Below are 16,447 nucleotides of genomic sequence, written 5' to 3'. Positions count from 1 at the left end.
GGCGATGGCGTCGGCATGTATGCTATGCAAAGTTTCTGGTGTGTGTGTTTTGGTTGGATATGAAATCTATTGACGTTGTTTAGCAGTCCGTTCCTGATTTCACTGCGTGCCATAAGTGATAGTGCTGTAGGCAACTTCAACACCATGGACATCGGTGATGGCATTGTTTTTGCCGATGACACCTGTTAATGGGGAGCTTGATTTGCGTGCCCGTTTTTTGGATATATTATCTCCCCTTATGTATTTTATTGTTTATTAATGACTTTATTGTATGGTGGTTTTATGATGATGCTTATAACAATTGTTTGAAATCGCTGGTGGTGTAGGGTTGTTGCTCTTTTTTGGCCTGTAGGGCTGTGAGTAATGCCTGATAACGGCTGCGGGTCAGGGGATAGCCAATGGCAAAAAGTGCGGCTAGCAATCCTGCTAGTGCATGAATCCAGGTATTCAACTCCAGAATAGCGTGCAAAGCTTGTGGTGGCTGAGTAATGGCTTGCTGTCCGCTGGAAGAAATATAGCCATGTTTGTCTATATAAAAACCGATAAACCAGATGGATAGTGCGCCACCGAATTTTTGTAGAAACGACATTAAGGCAGTAATGGCACCTTCCCGCCGCTTGTTATTGATAAAATCATCCAGTTCACATATGTCGTACATCATTGAATAATAAACTGTCCAGAAATAGCTGTTGCCAAGCTGTAGTAATATTAGATAGATAAGCAGCATGGTTCTGCTGGGAAAACCACAAAAATAGAATAGCACTGTGCCTATGGAGCTGATGAGCATGGACAAATAATAGATATTTTTCTTATCAAATTTTTGGGCGGTGTAATTCACTATTGGCAGCCAAGCCAGAGCCAGCAGGCTAAAAATCAGAAAACTGATTGCTGCATCCTGTTCACTGTAAGCCATATTGTTCAGGAATAAATAATAAAGTGCGCCGGTACTGAGTGCATAGGCCGCCGACCAGAAAAAAACAGAGGCACCAAGAAACTGGCTGGATGAAAGGCGAGCAATTTCAAACATATTGTTAAAAACTTCACCGATAAAGGCCAAAGGACGGTATTGGCTATCTGTTCCAGATTGTCTCTTCCGGACAGGCAGTTCATAACCCCGGGTAATATACCAGCAGGTAAGGCCGCTTATCAGGGTTAGGGTGGCAAATATCAGGCTGACTCCAAACCAGCCAGTGCTCACGCTACAACCAGCGTCCACAATCCCTTTGACAATCAGTGGTGGCGCGGAAGATGAAACAAGTACCGCCAGATTAAGGGCATAGCTAGCCCATACCCGCAGAGAAGTACGCTCATCAAAGTCGTTGGTCATTTCCGCACCGAGGGTGTAGAAAGGAATCACGTAGATTTTGTAAGCAGACCAGAACAGAATGGCGATTACAGTGAAATATACTGTTTTTTGATTCACACTGAAGATTGAGATATCTGTATATAAAAGGAGCATTAACAGGGTGTATGGCAGGATAGCAGCCAGCATTAATGGTCTGCGTCGTCCCCAGTGCGAGCTGATGGTATCTGAAAACTGACCCACCAGCGGGTCTGCAACTGCATCCCAGATAACGGCAATCAGGACAATTGTGCCAGCCTGCCCGGCGGGGATGTTGGCAACATTAGTCAGGAAAAACAGATAAAAAACATAAAAGAGATTATAGGCCAGTGAGTCTGCCATCTGCCCGATGGCGTAGCCCAGTTTAACGTGGACTGGTAATTTATTTGATGCTTGAAGAACGGCAATCTGGCGAGTATGCATGATTCATCCCGGATAAATACTGTATCAATTGCTTTGCACTATGCAGGCGCAAAACCAATAAATTGAGGGTTTAGGTGCTGGCCAGTTATCAGGTTATTTTTTGAACTAGCAGGTTAATTAAAGCCAGCGAATTGATAAGTAGTTATGTGTTTACCTGGATGTAATCAGGCTATATTAGAGCTGAAGGATAATACAAATGTAAAATAGTTGGTAATTTATAGATAATATAGCAAATTTAGGTTAAATATAAAGAAATTTTTTAATTGTTGCAAAATTGGCTACTTTACGGGATAAATATCAGCAGATATGTCTTGCAGGGTACTGTTAGATAAAGGATAAAACTATGGCCGAGACGCTAGTTTGTGCTTAATTGATATATCAAAATAATTGATATTTTGTGGCGGTGCCGGTTTTTATATGCTGAAGGGGAGGCAATAAATTGCTTTCTGAATCTGGTTGCTATTTTGCTATTCGTGCGCGTAGTCTGGATAATAGTAATAATTATTTACGTAGTAGGGGAGGAAAAGGGTATGTTTGCAGTATTTGGGAATCCGATAGCGCACAGCCGTTCTCCACAAATACATCAGGCTTTTGCAGCTCAGGAAGGACGTAAATTAATCTACGAACGGCGTCTGGTTCCACTTGATGATTTTGCAAAAACTGCGCGCGAATTTTTTGCTACAGGCGGGATGGGAGCCAATGTGACTGTGCCTTTCAAACACGAGGCTTTCAGGCTGGCTGATGTGTTAACTGCACGGGCAGAGGCTGCAAAAGCGGTCAATACGCTTTTCTGGCGCGATGGGCATTTGCTGGGGGACAATACTGACGGTATCGGGCTGGTGCGGGCAATTGAAGAGTTACTGTATTTTTCATTGCATAACAAGCATATATTATTGCTGGGCGCGGGTGGAGCAGCCAGTGGCGTGATGCTGCCGCTTTTGCAGCAACAGCCAGCGTCATTGATGATTGCCAACCGCTCTATAGAAAAAGCACAGATATTGGCGCAGGAGCATGCGGTAAACTGGTGTGAGTTAACTCAGATTGAGCCACATTATGATGTGATAATCAATGCTACCTCTGGCAGTTTACATGGGCAGGAATTACCTGTGCCACCAGCTGTACTGGCACGGGCGCAACTGGTATATGATATGATGTATGCGCAAAAGCTGACTCCTTTTTTGCTTCAGGCACAGGCGGCCGGATGCACAAAGCTGGCAGATGGTCTCGGTATGCTGGTCGCTCAGGCGGCAGCTTCGTATGAGTTATGGCATGGGTTCAGGCCGGATATTCGGCCGGTATGCAGACAGATGCGCGAGGAAATGGAGCAGTCATGAGCCTAGTGCGCAATTTGTTAATTATGCTGGTGACGATATTTTTGCTGTTTAATACCTATGTGTATGGCAGTCTGTTAACTTATCGTGCTGTAGCGCCACACCGCACTATGTTTATGCTATTGCGTATGCAACAATTGGCCACAACCCATCCAGATACCCAATTAAATTATCAGTGGGTACCTTATAACCGGATTTCGCCCAATCTGAAAAAAGCCCTGATTGCTTCGGAAGATGCCCGCTTTGCCGAGCATGACGGCTTCGACTGGAATGGTATTCGCACGGCAATTAAAAAAAATCAACATCAGGGCAGGATTAAGGCAGGTGGTTCAACTATTAGCCAGCAATTGGCTAAAAATCTGTTCTTATCTGAAAGCCGCCATTACTGGCGCAAGGCTGAAGAGGCGGTGATTACTTCTTTGCTTGAGGCTACGACCAATAAAGACCGAATTTTTGCTTTATATCTGAATGTAATTGAATGGGGCTATGGGGTATTCGGAGCAGAAGCTGCAAGTGAAACGATATATGGGCGTACCGCGATGCAACTGTCTGCGCAACAGGCGGCGAAACTGGCTGTTCGTGTGCCCAGACCGCTTTATTATATCGACCATCCGCATGATCAGGAAATCCACCGTAAAGCCAATGTGGTTTTACGGCGGATGGGTTCAGCGCAATTGCCGGATAATGACCGGTAATGGCGCAGCATATCTGATAATAATTTAAGCTGGACTAGCTGCGCCGGCGCAGGTCTTCCACTTCATCGAGTAGTTGCAAAATAAGGGCTGTTGCACTGGCACTGGCATCGAAATCGCGATGAATGCGCCATGCACGGCGGGCTATAGCCATGTGATAGCCGGTATAACGCGCCAATTGTGGTTCCTGTTCAACGGGGATAACACTTTCGGCAATCAAACTTAATATCCAGTTACTTTGATTGTCGCAGGCGCGAACCAGATCATCAAAACTTAATTCTACATCTTGTTGGTTGTTATTCATTTTGCGCTCCTGCTATCAAACGTGGTTCTGGGGCTGAAAAGCAGCATAATGTGAGGCTAATGCCTGCCATGCGGCACGGTCGGCTTCCGTACTGGTTTGTGGCAGCACAATATTAATCAGCAGATATAAGTCACCGGCTTCTTTTGCAGGTATCCCTTTACCTTTCAGGCGCATTTTCTGACCGTTATGACTATTGGCTGGAATATTCACGCTTAACGCTCCGGCTGGGGTGGTGATATCGGTTTTGCCGCCCAGAGCTGCTGTCCATGGTGCAACATTGATGCGCTGGTAAACATCTTTGCGATTTTGGACATACAGATTTTCTTCATTACGGAAGCTGATTTTCAGGTATAAGTCCCCGGGGACACCACCGTTAAAGCCCGGTAGTCCCTGACCACCAAGCCGAATCTGCTGCCCTTCAGTGATGCCTGCCGGAATTTTTACATTCAGGGTTTTGCGCTCGTATGTCATTTGTCCATGAGCATTCAATGTGGGCATATCCAGTGACAGGTTGCGCTGAGCACCCTGATAGGCCGCGGCAATATCAACCACCAGCTCGGCATGCTGGTCTTCGCCGCGCATCGGGTCGGTACGATTCTGCTGAAAGCCATGCCGGCCACTGCTGCCAAAAGCAGAAAACAGGTCATCAAAGCGAAAATCTCCGCTACCAAAAGCTCCGTTCTGACCAAAATGGCTTGGATCAAAGTCGTATTGCTGGTAGTCATAGCCACCACGGTCGCTACTATTTTGCTGGTTGCGCCGGAAAGGGTTAGCCAGCATATCATCGTACTCTGCGCGTTTTTCCTTATTGTGCAGGGTTTCATAGGCAATGTTGATTTCGCTGGTTTTGGCGACGGCATCGGGTTCTTTGCTGACATCGGGATGATATTTACGTACCAGTTTGCGATAGGCTTTTTTTATATCGTCATCACTGGCTTTGCGGTCTACACCCAGAATTTCATAATAGTTGCGTTCAGCCATGTTCTATCCTTTGCGGAAATTTCTTTAGATTTTCAAATTACTATATTATTAAAGTTGGGGGCATAAAGCTAAAGTTTAAAGGGATGTGCTGCGCTGGCAGAGGATGGGTTATGTGATTTTGGCTGCTGTCTTTTAATTTTTGTTAGCATATAACTAAATTTATTTAGCCAAGAATTATCGACGGTTGTTGCGCAATCCTGTGCACAATGTGGCTAGCTAAATAGCTATGGCGCAGCAGAAGGCAACTTTCCGATATTGGACTAACCGAAAGCAGGTGTATAAATTTTGGTTAAATAAATCAGGATGATTTGAAAATAATACCGTATGAATGGTTAAGTATTTGCAGATTGAGCTTTTATAGTTAAAAGTATACAAATTATTTTATTGGGATTATGCTGTTTGTGATTATCTGGCGAGAAGTTTTGATTAGCCATAGTCACAATATCTGTATGGAGAATGTCTTTTTACAGTTAGCCCATGTGAATCATTGTATTGAATTGCTATACAGATTTTGCTCTTGAAAAATTACAATGAATAATAGTTTATGTTAATGATAATTATGTATTATTACAATTATAACTATTTCTATTTACTTTTTTTTTATCTAATTACCGAATTCTGGCATAAAAAACGGCTGTTAAGCAGCTGATATATATTAATTTGTGATTATTTGTTTGTTTGTTTTAAATCAGAAAATTGGTGTAAAAAGACATTGCTGTTTACGCATTACACTGGTACGATTTAGGCGAAAATACAGTATGTTGCACCACAATAATATATGCTTTTGTTGAATTAAGATTATGCAGATTTATTGTAAGTTGTTTGAATTTATATGTATTTTTTCTAATCAATTTGGTAAAGCGATTGGTTAAAAAAAGAAAATAATAGATGAAATAGCAACAACATAAAGTGTTTTGTTCATGACTCAATCCCATATGAAAGAGGATATTGCTATGTCTGCTGACTTCCATGATCAAGATATCGATCCGATTGAAACCCAGGAATGGTTGGACTCGCTCAGTTCGGTGCTGAAAGAAGAGGGACCTGAACGTGCTCATTATTTGATGGAAAACCTGGTGCGCTATATTCGCCGCCGAGGTATTTATATGCCGTTCAGTGCTACCACCGCCTATTTGAATACTATTCCTGTTGGTAAAGAAAAAAAATCACCGGGCAATCATGAATTAGAACATCGCATTCGTTCACTGGTACGCTGGAATGCAGCAGCACTAGTGTTAAATGCAAGCAAGAAGAATCTTGAGCTGGGTGGTCATATTGCCAGCTTCCAGTCTTGCGCCACTTTATACGATGTTGGTTTTAATCATTTCTGGCACGGTAAAACAGACAGCCAGGAAGGCGATCTGGTATTCTTTCAGGGGCATAGTGCACCTGGTTTCTATGCCCGTGCCTTCGTTGAAGGCCGCCTGACTGAAGAACAGATGCGTAATTTCCGTCAGGAAGTTGATGGTAATGGTCTGTCTTCCTATCCTCATCCATGGCTGATGCCTGATTTCTGGCAGTTCCCGACTGTATCCATGGGTCTGGGTGCAATACAGGGTATTTATCAGGCACGTTTGCTTAAATATCTGGAATCCCGTGGTCTGGCCAAAACTCAGGGCCGTAAGGTATGGGTGTTCTGTGGTGATGGCGAAATGGACGAACCAGAAAGTCAGGGTGCAATTGCACTGGCTGCACGTGATGGTCTGGACAACCTGATTTTTGTCGTGAACTGTAATTTGCAGCGTCTGGATGGCCCGGTACGTGGTAACGGAAAAATCATTCAGGAACTGGAAGGTAACTTCCGTGGCGCAGGCTGGAATGTATTGAAAGTAATCTGGGGCAGCAAATGGGATGCCCTGTTGGCACAGGATAAGGATAATCTGCTGAAAAAACGCATGGAAGAATGTGTTGATGGCGATTATCAGATGTATAAATCACAAAATGGCGCCTATGTGCGTGAACACTTCTTCAATACGCCTGAACTGAAAGCCATGGTGGCAAATATGTCAGACGATGAAATCTGGTCACTAAACCGTGGTGGTCATGATCCGCACAAGGTGTATGCGGCTTACCACGAAGCAGTGAATAATCCGGACGGCCGTCCGACAGTGATTCTGGCTAAAACCATTAAAGGCTATGGCATGGGTGCTTCCGGTGAAGCACAGAATACTGCCCATCAGGCCAAGAAAATGGACATGAAATCTTTGAAACAGTTCCGTGATCGCTTCCAGATTCCGGTAACTGATGAAGAGATGGAACATACTCTGCCGTTCTTCCGTCTGCCTGAAGACAGTGAAGAAATGAAATATATGAAAGAGCGCCGTGCTCAACTTGGTGGCTTCCTGCCATATCGTCATCCTGATTCCGAACAGCTAACCATTCCAGCACTGAGTGAGTTTACTCCGCAGTTGCAGGACAGTGGTGACCGTGAGTTCTCTACCACAATGGCGTTTGTACGTATTCTGAGTACGTTGCTGAAAGATAAAAATATTGGCAAACGTGTGGTACCGATTGTGCCGGATGAAAGCCGTACTTTTGGGATGGAAGGCCTGTTCCGCCAGTATGGTATCTGGAATCCGAAAGGCCAGATTTATACGCCTCAGGATCATGACCAGCTAATGTTCTATAAAGAATCAAAAAATGGTCAGATTTTCCAAGAAGGTATTAATGAACCGGGTGCCATGAGCTCGTGGATTGCAGCGGCTACCAGCTATTCCAATAATGATTATCCATTGATTCCGTTCTATATTTACTATTCAATGTTCGGTTTCCAGCGTATTGGCGATCTGGCTTGGGCTGCTGGTGATCAGCGTGCCCGCGGCTTTATGCTGGGCGGCACCGCTGGCCGTACGACACTGAATGGTGAAGGTTTGCAGCATCAGGACGGCCACAGCCATATTCAGGCTGAGCTGATTCCAAACTGTATTTCTTATGACCCGTCTTTCTCTTATGAAGTGGCTGTGATTATTCAGCACGGTATGCACCGTATGTATGTAGAGCGTGAGGATGTGTTCTATTACATCACCCTGATGAACCAGAATTACAAACATCCGGCCATGCCACAGCGTGAAGGTATCGAGCAGCAGATTCTGAAAGGTATGTATCTGTTGCAGGAAGGAACTGGCGGCAAGCTGAAAGTACAGTTGATGGGCTGTGGTGTGATTTTGCAGGAAGTGATTGCTGCTGCAGAATTGCTGAAACAGGACTTTGATGTAGATGCGAATATCTGGAGTGTAACTTCATTTAACGAACTGTATCGTGATGGTATTAATATCGAGCGCTACAACCGTCTGCATCCGACTGATACGCAGAAAGTGTCTTATGTGACTGAACTGCTGTCTGGTCACGAAGGCCCGGTTGTGGCTTCAACTGATTATGTACGTCACTTTGCTGACCGTATCCGTGCCTATGTACCACAGGATATATTTACTGTGCTGGGTACTGATGGCTTTGGTCGCAGTGATTCTCGTGACAATTTGCGTGAGTTCTTTGAAGTCAACCGTTACCACGTGGCGGTGGCTGCCCTGAGTGGCCTGGCTGATGAAGGTAAGATCAGCAAACAGGTTGTACAGGATGCCATCAATAAATATGGTATCAAGGCTGATGTAGAGCCGAGCTGGACACGCTAATGAACCGACTGCCTGAATGCATATGCCTTTCAGGCAGGTTTTGTTGGCTTAGAGGCTAACGATTGTCGGACGCAGGTGTAAGCCTGCTGTCACCAAAGGACATAATGATGAGTCAGATTGTAGAAATAAAAGTGCCAGATATCGGTAATTATACTGGTGTCGATGTTATTGATGTGGCGGTCAAGGTTGGCGATAGCATTGCGGTAGATGATACCCTGATTACGCTTGAAACCGATAAAGCCACTATGGATGTGCCTGCTGACCATGCTGGTGTGGTTAAGGAAGTGCTGGTTAAGGTGGGTGATAAAGTTTCTGAAGGTACTGTAATTGTGAAAGTGGAAGCGGCCAATGCTGCAACCGCTCCTTCTACAGCAGCTGAAGCACCAGCCAAAGCGGCGGCCAGTGAAACAACCAATGCAGCTACACAGGCTGTTGCGGTGAACGTGCCTGATATCGGCAATTTCTCGAATGTAGATGTGATTGAGGTGGATATTAAAGTCGGTGATGAAGTGGCTGTTGACCAGACACTGGTTACACTTGAAACTGATAAAGCCACCATGGATGTACCGTCTACAGTTGCCGGCAAGGTAACTGCGGTACATGTGAAAGTAGGTGACAAGGTTTCTGAAGGCAGTGCCCTGATTGAAGTGGCTGCTGCATCTGCCAGTGCTGATGCGGCTGCACCAGCAACGCCGGCACAAAAAGAAGCCGCAGAAATCAAAAAACAGGTTGCTGCAACTCCAACGGCTGAAAACAATGATTTGCGTGCCGAAATCAAGAGCCATATTCCACAGGCCTTTGGTAGCTCTGATATTGATGAAAAAGGTTTTGCAAAAGCCCATGCCAGCCCGTCTGTACGCAAATTGGCTCGTGAACTGGGTGTAGACCTGGGACGTGTAACTGGTAGTGGCCGTAAAGGACGTATTACACCGGTAGACCTGCGTAGCTTTGTTAAATCTGTGATGCAGAAAGTTGAACAGGGTGGTGCAGGTGCATCGCTTGGCGGTGGGCTGGATTTATTGCCGTGGCCTAAAGTAGATTTCAGCAAATTTGGTGAAATCGAAGTTAAAGAGCTGTCACGGATCAAGAAAATATCTGGTCAGAATCTGGCACGTAACTGGGTAATGATTCCTCATGTTACTTTGCATGAAGATGCAGACATGACTGATCTGGAAGCATTCCGCAAACAATTGAACAAAGAATGGGAACGTGCCGGTATTAAAGTATCTCCGTTGGCTTTCATTATCTTGGCTTGCGTGAAAGCTTTACAGGAATTTCCAGAATTCAATTCTTCGCTTGATGGCGATAACCTGATTCTGAAAAAATACATCCATATTGGCTTTGCTGCGGATACGCCGAATGGTTTGGTGGTGCCGGTTATCAAGAATGCCGACCAGAAAGGCCTGAAGGAAATCACGCAGGAACTGGCCGACATGAGTAAACGAGCTCGTGAAGGCAAGCTCAAACCACAGGAAATGCAGGGCGCTTCCTTTACCATTTCCTCTTTGGGCGGTATTGGCGGTACTGGCTTTACGCCGATTGTTAATGCGCCGGAAGTGGCTATTCTGGGTGTGTGCAAATCCCAGATTAAACCGAGCTGGAATGGTAAGGAATTTGAACCACGCTTACAATGCCCGCTGTCACTGTCTTTTGATCATCGTGTGATTGATGGTGCAGCCGGTATGCGTTTTCTGGTATTTATCAGTCAGTTGCTGGCTGATTTCCGCCGCGTATCTCTGTAAGTCTTTAATTAGAGGCTGCCTGAAAACAATTGGGTTTCTGGCAGCCTGCATACATGAAATACAGGTAAATTCTGTTGTGTTAATTACAACAGCTAGGCAAAAGGTTAGACCATGAGCTTAATTGAATTAAAAGTACCGGATATTGGCAATTATCAGAATGTCGATATTATTGCGGTAGAAATCAAACCGGGCGATACCGTTGCGGTAGATGATACGCTGATTACGCTGGAAACTGACAAGGCTACTATGGATGTACCGGCAGAGACAGCCGGGGTGGTGAAGGAAGTTAAAGTTAAAGTTGGTGATAAAATTTCTGAAGGTGGTGTGATTGCAGTGATAGAAGCTGCGGCCAAAGCAGAAACAGTAGCAGCTCCCGCAACGGAAAGTGCACCAGCCGCCGCACCACAGGCTGCCAGTTACAGTGGCAGCAGTGATGCCGAATATGATGTAGTTGTGCTCGGCGGTGGCCCGGGTGGCTATTCTGCTGCTTTTGCAGCGGCCGATGAAGGCTTGAAAGTCGCCATCGTAGAACGCTATGCTACTTTGGGTGGCGTGTGTCTGAATGTGGGCTGTATCCCTTCCAAAGCTTTGCTGCACAATGCGGCGGTAATTGATGAAGTTAAAGAACTTAAAGCCAACGGTATCGAATATCCGGCACCGAAAATCGATATTGATCAGCTGCGCAGCTACAAGGAAAAAGTTGTAGCCAGAATGACTGGCGGCCTGGCTGGCATGGCTAAAACCCGTAAAGTGGATATTATCCGTGGTAATGGCCGTTATATTGACCCACATCATATTGAAGTAAAACTGACTTCAGGTGAAGGCAGGGCTGAAACTGGTGAAACAACAACACTGGCTTTCAAGAACAGCATTATTGCTGCCGGTAGCCGCGTGGTCAATTTGCCGTTTATTCCTGAAGACCCACGCATTGTTGATTCAACTGGCGCACTGGCACTGAAATTTGTGCCTGAAAAAATGCTGATTATCGGCGGTGGCATTATCGGTCTGGAAATGGGTACGGTGTACAGTACACTGGGCGCACGTCTGGATGTGGTGGAAATGATGGATGGTCTGATGCAGGGCGCTGACCGGGATATGGTTAGAATCTGGCAGAAGAAAAACGAACATCGCTTCGATAATATTATGCTGAATACCAAAACCACGGCTGTTGAAGCCAGAGAAGATGGTATTTATGTTACGTTTGAAGGAGCCAAGGCGCCGACTGAACCACAACGCTATGATCTGGTTCTGGTGGCTGCTGGTCGTGCACCTAACGGTAAGCTGATCGGTGCTGAAAATGCCGGTGTAGCCGTAACTGATCGTGGCTTTATTAATGTTGACAAGCAAATGCGTACCAATGTGCCGCATATTTTTGCTATTGGTGATATTGTTGGTCAGCCGATGTTGGCGCATAAGGCTGTGCATGAAGCTCACGTGGCCGCTGAAAACTGTGCCGGCCATCAGGCTTACTTTGATGCACGCGTGATTCCGGGCGTGGCTTACACCAATCCAGAAGTAGCATGGGTAGGCATGACAGAGGATCAGGCCAAAAAAGAAGGTGTGAAAATCACCAAAGCGGTCTTCCCGTGGGCAGCTTCCGGCCGCGCTGTAGCCAATGGTTGCAGCGAGGGTGCTACCAAACTGATTTTTGATGCGGACAGTGGCTTGATTATCGGTGGCGCTATTGTTGGTCCAAGTGCCGGCGATATGATTGGTGAAATCTGTCTGGCCATCGAAATGGGCTGTGACGCAGACGATATCGGCCGCACAATTCATCCGCATCCGACACTGGGTGAATCCATAGGCATGGCTGCTGAAGTGGCGATGGGTACTTGTACTGATTTGCCGCCCCAACGCAAAAAATAAGCAGTAAATGCTTGTATTGCAGGCTGTTCGAGTATTATCGAACAGCTTTTTTATTGGCTGGGAAATACACTGTTGTTAATAGGTAAATTTTGCTTACTCAATATTAATTATATATACAAATAATATATAAATTTAACTATAAAGATGCACTTAGTCATTCCAGAACGGTATTTATTCAGTTATTATCAGAAATAATGTGCAGCTAAATCATTGTCTGCATATTGCTGTGGGCTTATATTTTTATTAATAATCAGTCTGAGTACAAGTTTAATGAATATCAACAGCAAGAAGCATTCTAATATCACCCCGTGGATTATTGGTGGACTGATGCTATTGGTCACCATCGGCCTGTTTATCGGATTGAAGCCAATTCTGATGCCCTTTGCGGCGGCCGGAGTACTGGCTTATATTTTGAATCCGCTGGTAGAAAAACTCCATCGTCTGAAAATGTCCCGTTCGGTAGCGGCCATGCTGGTCATGTTGCTCGGGCTGAGCGTGATTGTGATTTTGTTGCTGATTGTTATACCGATGCTGATTAATTTGTTCGACAGCATTTATGCTAAATTACCCGATTTTCTCAACTGGGTTCATCATAAGCTTATTCCCTGGTTGAATCAGACTTTTCATATACGCATTCGCTGGGATGTGGATTATATGTCCAGATATGTAGGCCAATGGATTCAAACCCATAATGCCAGCATTAAGGATGCTGCATCGAAGGTATTGCCCATGGTGTGGCAGCATGGCAGTGGCATGGTGGAATGGATTACCAATCTGCTGCTATTGCCTTTTTTACTGTATTATTTTCTGCTGGACTGGAATCGCTGGACATCAGGTATCCGCCATTTGATTCCTCGCCGCGCTTTACCAACTTACAACCGCATAGCTACCAATATGGACACGGTACTGGGTGCATTCCTGCGTGGTGAATTGCTGGTTATGGTAATCATGGGAATGGTTTATGGGTTGGGGCTGGCACTGGTGGGGCTGGAATCCGGATTTGCGATTGGTATGGTTGCTGGTTTGCTGGTATTTGTGCCTTATCTGGGGGCTTTTACTGGTCTGTTACTGGCAACACTGGCGGCATTATTGCAGTTTGATGGCTGGACAGGACTATTAATGGTGTGGGGTGTTTTTGCAGTAGGCCAGTTTCTGGAAAGCTTTTTTGTTACTCCAAAAATTGTGGGTGACAGGATTGGCCTGTCGCCATTCTGGGTGATTTTTTCGTTAATGGCATTTGGGCAGCTACTCGGTTTTGTTGGCATGTTGTTGGCGTTGCCACTGGCAGCTGTGTGTCTGGTACTGATTCAGGAAGGAACACAGGCATACTGGCGCAGTGATTACTTTCGCCAGCTGCCGGAAAATGCCATCATTAAGGACGAGAAAACAGACTAAGACAAGCAATCTTAATTACTTGTCTGCATAGATTTCCAGCTAAAAAACAACAGGGGCACTTGCTTTTATGCTGCGAAGTCATTAAAATTCTGCGTTTCATGATTTGTATATGTATGTTAGGAGATATTGATGGCCAATAGTGCACAATCTCGTAAGCGCGCTCGTCAGGCACTGAAACAACGTGCCCACAACGCCAGCTTGCGTACCGCTTTTCGCACTGCGGTTAAAAAAGTATTGAAAGCCGTTGAAGCAGGCGATAAAGCTGCTGCTCAGGTTACTTACAGCGAAAGCGTTAAAGTGATTGATCGCATTGCTGATAAAGGTGTTTTTCATAAAAACAAAGCAGCACGTCATAAAAGTCGTTTGGCTGCCAAAATCAAGGCTATGGCTGCCTAAGCTGATTTCTATCATCGCATGAGACGATTCTCGTGATTGCCATTATTACAAGGCTGTTCCCATTGTGGGCAGCCTTATGTTCTATCTTTGCCTATCGTAATCCTGCTGTTTTTGTTCCGCTAAAACCTTATATTTCTGAAATGTTAATGCTGGTGATGTTATCCATGGGCATGACACTGAAAATTGAGGATTTCACTCGAGTACTGAAACGGCCGACTCCTATAGTAGCTGGTATTGGTTTACATTACCTGATTATGCCGCTGGCAGCATGGCTGATTGCCAAGATGCTGGATATGTCGCCAGAATTGCAGGCAGGCATGGTGCTGGTAGGGTGTGTGGCCAGCGGTACTGCTTCCAATGTAATGGTGTTTTTATCCAAGGGTGATGTAGCACTATCGGTGACTATTAGTGCTTTGTCTACCATAGTGGGTATCTTTGCAACGCCATTATTAGCAAAAATGTATATTGCTGCATCTATTGCTGTACCAGTTATGAGTATGCTGAAGGAAATTTTCCTGATTGTGGCTTTACCTATCACTTTCGGGGTAACCATTAATTATTTTGCGCCGCAACTGGTAAAAAAAGTTGTACCTTCACTACCATTGATTACCATGTGCTTGATTATCATCGTATTGTCTACTGTAGTATCACTGAGTAGTGATAAAATCGGGATTGAAACAGCCATTGTTGTTATTGGAGTGATTCTACATAATGCCTTGGGGCTGATTGGCGGTTACTGGGGTGGACGTTTGTTTGGTTTTGACAAATCCATCTGTCGCACGCTGGCATTGGAAGTAGGCATGCAGAACTCTGGTCTGGCCGCTGTATTGGGTTCCAGCTTCTTTGGACCGATGGCAGCCTTGCCCGGTGCAATATTTTCGTTGTGGCATAATATTTCCGGTTCGTTTCTGGCCAGCTACTGGTCTGGTAAGCCCACAGGCACCAGTAACGACCATCTAAAACGTGAAGATGTTAGTTTGCATTGAGGTTAGGCATCGATAAAAAAAGCCCGGTTATTTAACTGGGCTTTTTTTAGATAATGATTTGCTGAATTGAGGATACATGGCTGGCTGATTTATCATGGTTATACATGAAATCTGATGTATCTTGTATTGGTTCCGTTGCTATTGCCAGTATTCATCTTCATCAGGTAGGGCAGTATCTGCCCATGCCTGCTCAATTGCAGCATGAATAATATCCATACTAAAGCCACGATAGGCAAGAAAATGCATGTATTTGTGTTTTTCTTTCAAATCAGCCGGCGGCTTACGGTATTTTTTCTGCAATACAGTTACAGCATTACTTATCTGTTCATCTTTGTCTGGTAAATAGTCTGCAATCAGCTCAGCATCTACCCCTTTTTGTTTCAGGCTTTGCTGTAAACGCAGATTGCCATGCATCCGGCTTTTACTGTTGATATAGGTTTCAGCATAACGTGCATCTGATTGCCAGTGCCGCTGTTCCAGCTCATCCAGTAAGGCTTCCAGATCATCGCCCTCGTCAACATGGGGACGCAGTTTACGTGCCAGTTCGGCACGGCTGATTTCCTGCCGTGCCAGTATGGTAATGGCACGGGCGCGTAAACTGATTTTTTGCTTCATGCACGGATATCGCTGTCACCATGATGACGCATACCATCATCAATCTGTGGCAGGTTATCGATGATGATGTCTGGTTTGGTTTGGGCATTTTGTGCTAGCTGTCCCATGTCGGCATAGCCCCAAGTTACCCCACAGCTTAATGCACCGGCAGCCTTAGCAGCCAGAATATCATTGGCTGAGTCGCCCACCATCAATAAATTTTCGATTGGCACGCCTAATACTTCCGCCGTGTGTAATAAAGGCATGGGGGAGGGCTTCTTTTCGGCCAGTGTGTCACCGCCCACAACCAGGCTGAATGCATCAGCCAGCCCGAGCTGGCACAATAGTTCCACGGCCAGAATTTCATTTTTATTAGTGATTACCGCTAAAGGTAGTCCCCGGGCACGAAACAGTGCCAGCGCAGTTTCTACTTCTGGATACGGGCGGGTATGAACGCTTAAATGAGTACGATAATAAGCGATAAAGGCAGTAAAGCCCTGCGTCCAGCTTGTTTCATCTACCTGACCATCTTTACTGCCGCTGAGTGCACGGTGTACCAGACTGGACAGGCCATCGCCTACGTAGGTGGTCAATTCAGCAGCCGGTAGCGGCGATAAGTTCAGCTCAGCGCGCATATGATTGGCAGCAGCACATAAATCGGCAATTGAATCGACCAGAGTGCCATCCAGATCGAATGCAATGGCATGAATATCATTCCATTTCATGATAGGCAGTATTGATTGAGTAAAAGAAGTCCCTATTTTAT

13 protein-coding genes are annotated in these 16,447 nt (G+C 45.4%); 8 read left to right on the top strand and 5 right to left on the bottom strand.

Annotation, left to right across the window (positions count from 1 at the left end; translation table 11 throughout):
• Positions 1-292: 292 nt before the first annotated feature.
• Positions 293-1,765, bottom strand: a complete 1,473-nt coding sequence (locus GYX26_RS00260; protein ID WP_174827581.1) for an MFS transporter — start codon at positions 1,763-1,765, stop codon at positions 293-295.
• A 530-nt stretch (positions 1,766-2,295) separates the two neighbouring features.
• Here GYX26_RS00260 and aroE point away from each other — a divergent pair.
• The gene (gene aroE, locus GYX26_RS00255) at positions 2,296-3,099 is read left to right on the top strand and encodes a shikimate dehydrogenase (protein WP_174827580.1); all 804 of its coding nucleotides are present in this window, start codon (positions 2,296-2,298) and stop codon (positions 3,097-3,099) included.
• Positions 3,096-3,791 (top strand): monofunctional biosynthetic peptidoglycan transglycosylase, encoded by a 696-nt coding sequence (gene mtgA / locus GYX26_RS00250; protein ID WP_174827579.1) that lies wholly within the window; start codon positions 3,096-3,098, stop codon positions 3,789-3,791. Before aroE ends, mtgA begins: the two co-directional genes overlap by 4 nt.
• A gap of 34 nt (positions 3,792-3,825) precedes the next feature.
• Here the strand turns inward: mtgA and GYX26_RS00245 are convergent, their stop codons facing one another.
• Together GYX26_RS00245 and GYX26_RS00240 are read right to left on the bottom strand one after the other, a co-directional pair.
• Positions 3,826-4,092, bottom strand: coding sequence for a chaperone modulator CbpM (locus GYX26_RS00245; RefSeq protein ID WP_100091509.1), 267 nt, complete (start codon positions 4,090-4,092; stop codon positions 3,826-3,828).
• Positions 4,093-4,107: 15 nt separating this feature from the next.
• Positions 4,108-5,073, bottom strand: a complete 966-nt coding sequence (locus GYX26_RS00240) for a DnaJ C-terminal domain-containing protein (RefSeq protein ID WP_174827578.1) — start codon at positions 5,071-5,073, stop codon at positions 4,108-4,110.
• Between the two features lie 920 nt (positions 5,074-5,993).
• On the opposite strand from GYX26_RS00240, the gene aceE reads away from it, so the two are divergent.
• From aceE to GYX26_RS00210, 6 genes are all read left to right on the top strand, one after another.
• Positions 5,994-8,702, top strand: a complete 2,709-nt coding sequence (gene aceE, locus GYX26_RS00235) for a pyruvate dehydrogenase (acetyl-transferring), homodimeric type (RefSeq protein WP_370520820.1) — start codon at positions 5,994-5,996, stop codon at positions 8,700-8,702.
• Positions 8,703-8,809: 107 nt separating this feature from the next.
• The gene (gene aceF / locus GYX26_RS00230; RefSeq protein ID WP_100091506.1) at positions 8,810-10,444 is read left to right on the top strand and encodes a dihydrolipoyllysine-residue acetyltransferase; all 1,635 of its coding nucleotides are present in this window, start codon (positions 8,810-8,812) and stop codon (positions 10,442-10,444) included.
• A gap of 111 nt (positions 10,445-10,555) precedes the next feature.
• Positions 10,556-12,310: a dihydrolipoyl dehydrogenase gene (lpdA, locus tag GYX26_RS00225; protein ID WP_174827577.1), complete on the top strand. Its 1,755-nt coding sequence runs from the start codon at positions 10,556-10,558 to the stop codon at positions 12,308-12,310.
• A gap of 276 nt (positions 12,311-12,586) precedes the next feature.
• A complete protein-coding gene (locus GYX26_RS00220) occupies positions 12,587-13,705 on the top strand; it encodes an AI-2E family transporter (RefSeq protein WP_370520824.1) in 1,119 nt (372 codons plus the stop codon).
• A gap of 129 nt (positions 13,706-13,834) precedes the next feature.
• On the top strand, positions 13,835-14,101 hold the full coding sequence (gene rpsT, locus GYX26_RS00215) for a 30S ribosomal protein S20 (protein WP_025330392.1): 267 nt from the start codon (positions 13,835-13,837) through the stop codon (positions 14,099-14,101).
• Between the two features lie 32 nt (positions 14,102-14,133).
• Positions 14,134-15,087 (top strand): bile acid:sodium symporter family protein, encoded by a 954-nt coding sequence (locus GYX26_RS00210; RefSeq protein ID WP_100113912.1) that lies wholly within the window; start codon positions 14,134-14,136, stop codon positions 15,085-15,087.
• A 138-nt stretch (positions 15,088-15,225) separates the two neighbouring features.
• On the opposite strand, the gene recX is transcribed toward GYX26_RS00210, so the two are convergent.
• Positions 15,226-15,702, bottom strand: a complete 477-nt coding sequence (gene recX, locus GYX26_RS00205; RefSeq protein ID WP_100091502.1) for a recombination regulator RecX — start codon at positions 15,700-15,702, stop codon at positions 15,226-15,228.
• Positions 15,699-16,406 carry a phosphoglycolate phosphatase gene (locus tag GYX26_RS00200; RefSeq protein WP_100113930.1) on the bottom strand — a complete coding sequence of 236 codons (708 nt, stop codon included), beginning with the start codon at positions 16,404-16,406 and terminating at the stop codon, positions 15,699-15,701. The genes recX and GYX26_RS00200 overlap by 4 nt, the downstream gene beginning before the upstream one ends.
• Between the last annotated feature and the right edge of the window lie 41 nt (positions 16,407-16,447).

The sequence above is a fragment of the Snodgrassella sp. ESL0253 genome (assembly GCF_013344965.1).
In the GTDB taxonomy this organism is placed as follows: domain Bacteria; phylum Pseudomonadota; class Gammaproteobacteria; order Burkholderiales; family Neisseriaceae; genus Snodgrassella; species Snodgrassella alvi_B.
This window is presented reverse-complemented; position numbering and strand designations above follow the sequence as displayed.

What these genes read in the sequence shown, in the direction of transcription:
- GYX26_RS00260 (WP_174827581.1), bottom strand. Translation starts at nt 1,765, where the DNA reads ATGCATACTCGCCAGATTGCCGTTCTTCAAGCATCAAATAAATTACCA.
- aroE (WP_174827580.1), top strand. Translation starts at nt 2,296, where the DNA reads ATGTTTGCAGTATTTGGGAATCCGATAGCGCACAGCCGTTCTCCACAA.
- mtgA (WP_174827579.1), top strand. Translation starts at nt 3,096, where the DNA reads ATGAGCCTAGTGCGCAATTTGTTAATTATGCTGGTGACGATATTTTTG.
- GYX26_RS00245 (WP_100091509.1), bottom strand. Translation starts at nt 4,092, where the DNA reads ATGAATAACAACCAACAAGATGTAGAATTAAGTTTTGATGATCTGGTT.
- GYX26_RS00240 (WP_174827578.1), bottom strand. Translation starts at nt 5,073, where the DNA reads ATGGCTGAACGCAACTATTATGAAATTCTGGGTGTAGACCGCAAAGCC.
- aceE (WP_370520820.1), top strand. Translation starts at nt 5,994, where the DNA reads ATGACTCAATCCCATATGAAAGAGGATATTGCTATGTCTGCTGACTTC.
- aceF (WP_100091506.1), top strand. Translation starts at nt 8,810, where the DNA reads ATGAGTCAGATTGTAGAAATAAAAGTGCCAGATATCGGTAATTATACT.
- lpdA (WP_174827577.1), top strand. Translation starts at nt 10,556, where the DNA reads ATGAGCTTAATTGAATTAAAAGTACCGGATATTGGCAATTATCAGAAT.
- rpsT (WP_025330392.1), top strand. Translation starts at nt 13,835, where the DNA reads ATGGCCAATAGTGCACAATCTCGTAAGCGCGCTCGTCAGGCACTGAAA.
- recX (WP_100091502.1), bottom strand. Translation starts at nt 15,702, where the DNA reads ATGAAGCAAAAAATCAGTTTACGCGCCCGTGCCATTACCATACTGGCA.
- GYX26_RS00200 (WP_100113930.1), bottom strand. Translation starts at nt 16,406, where the DNA reads ATGAAATGGAATGATATTCATGCCATTGCATTCGATCTGGATGGCACT.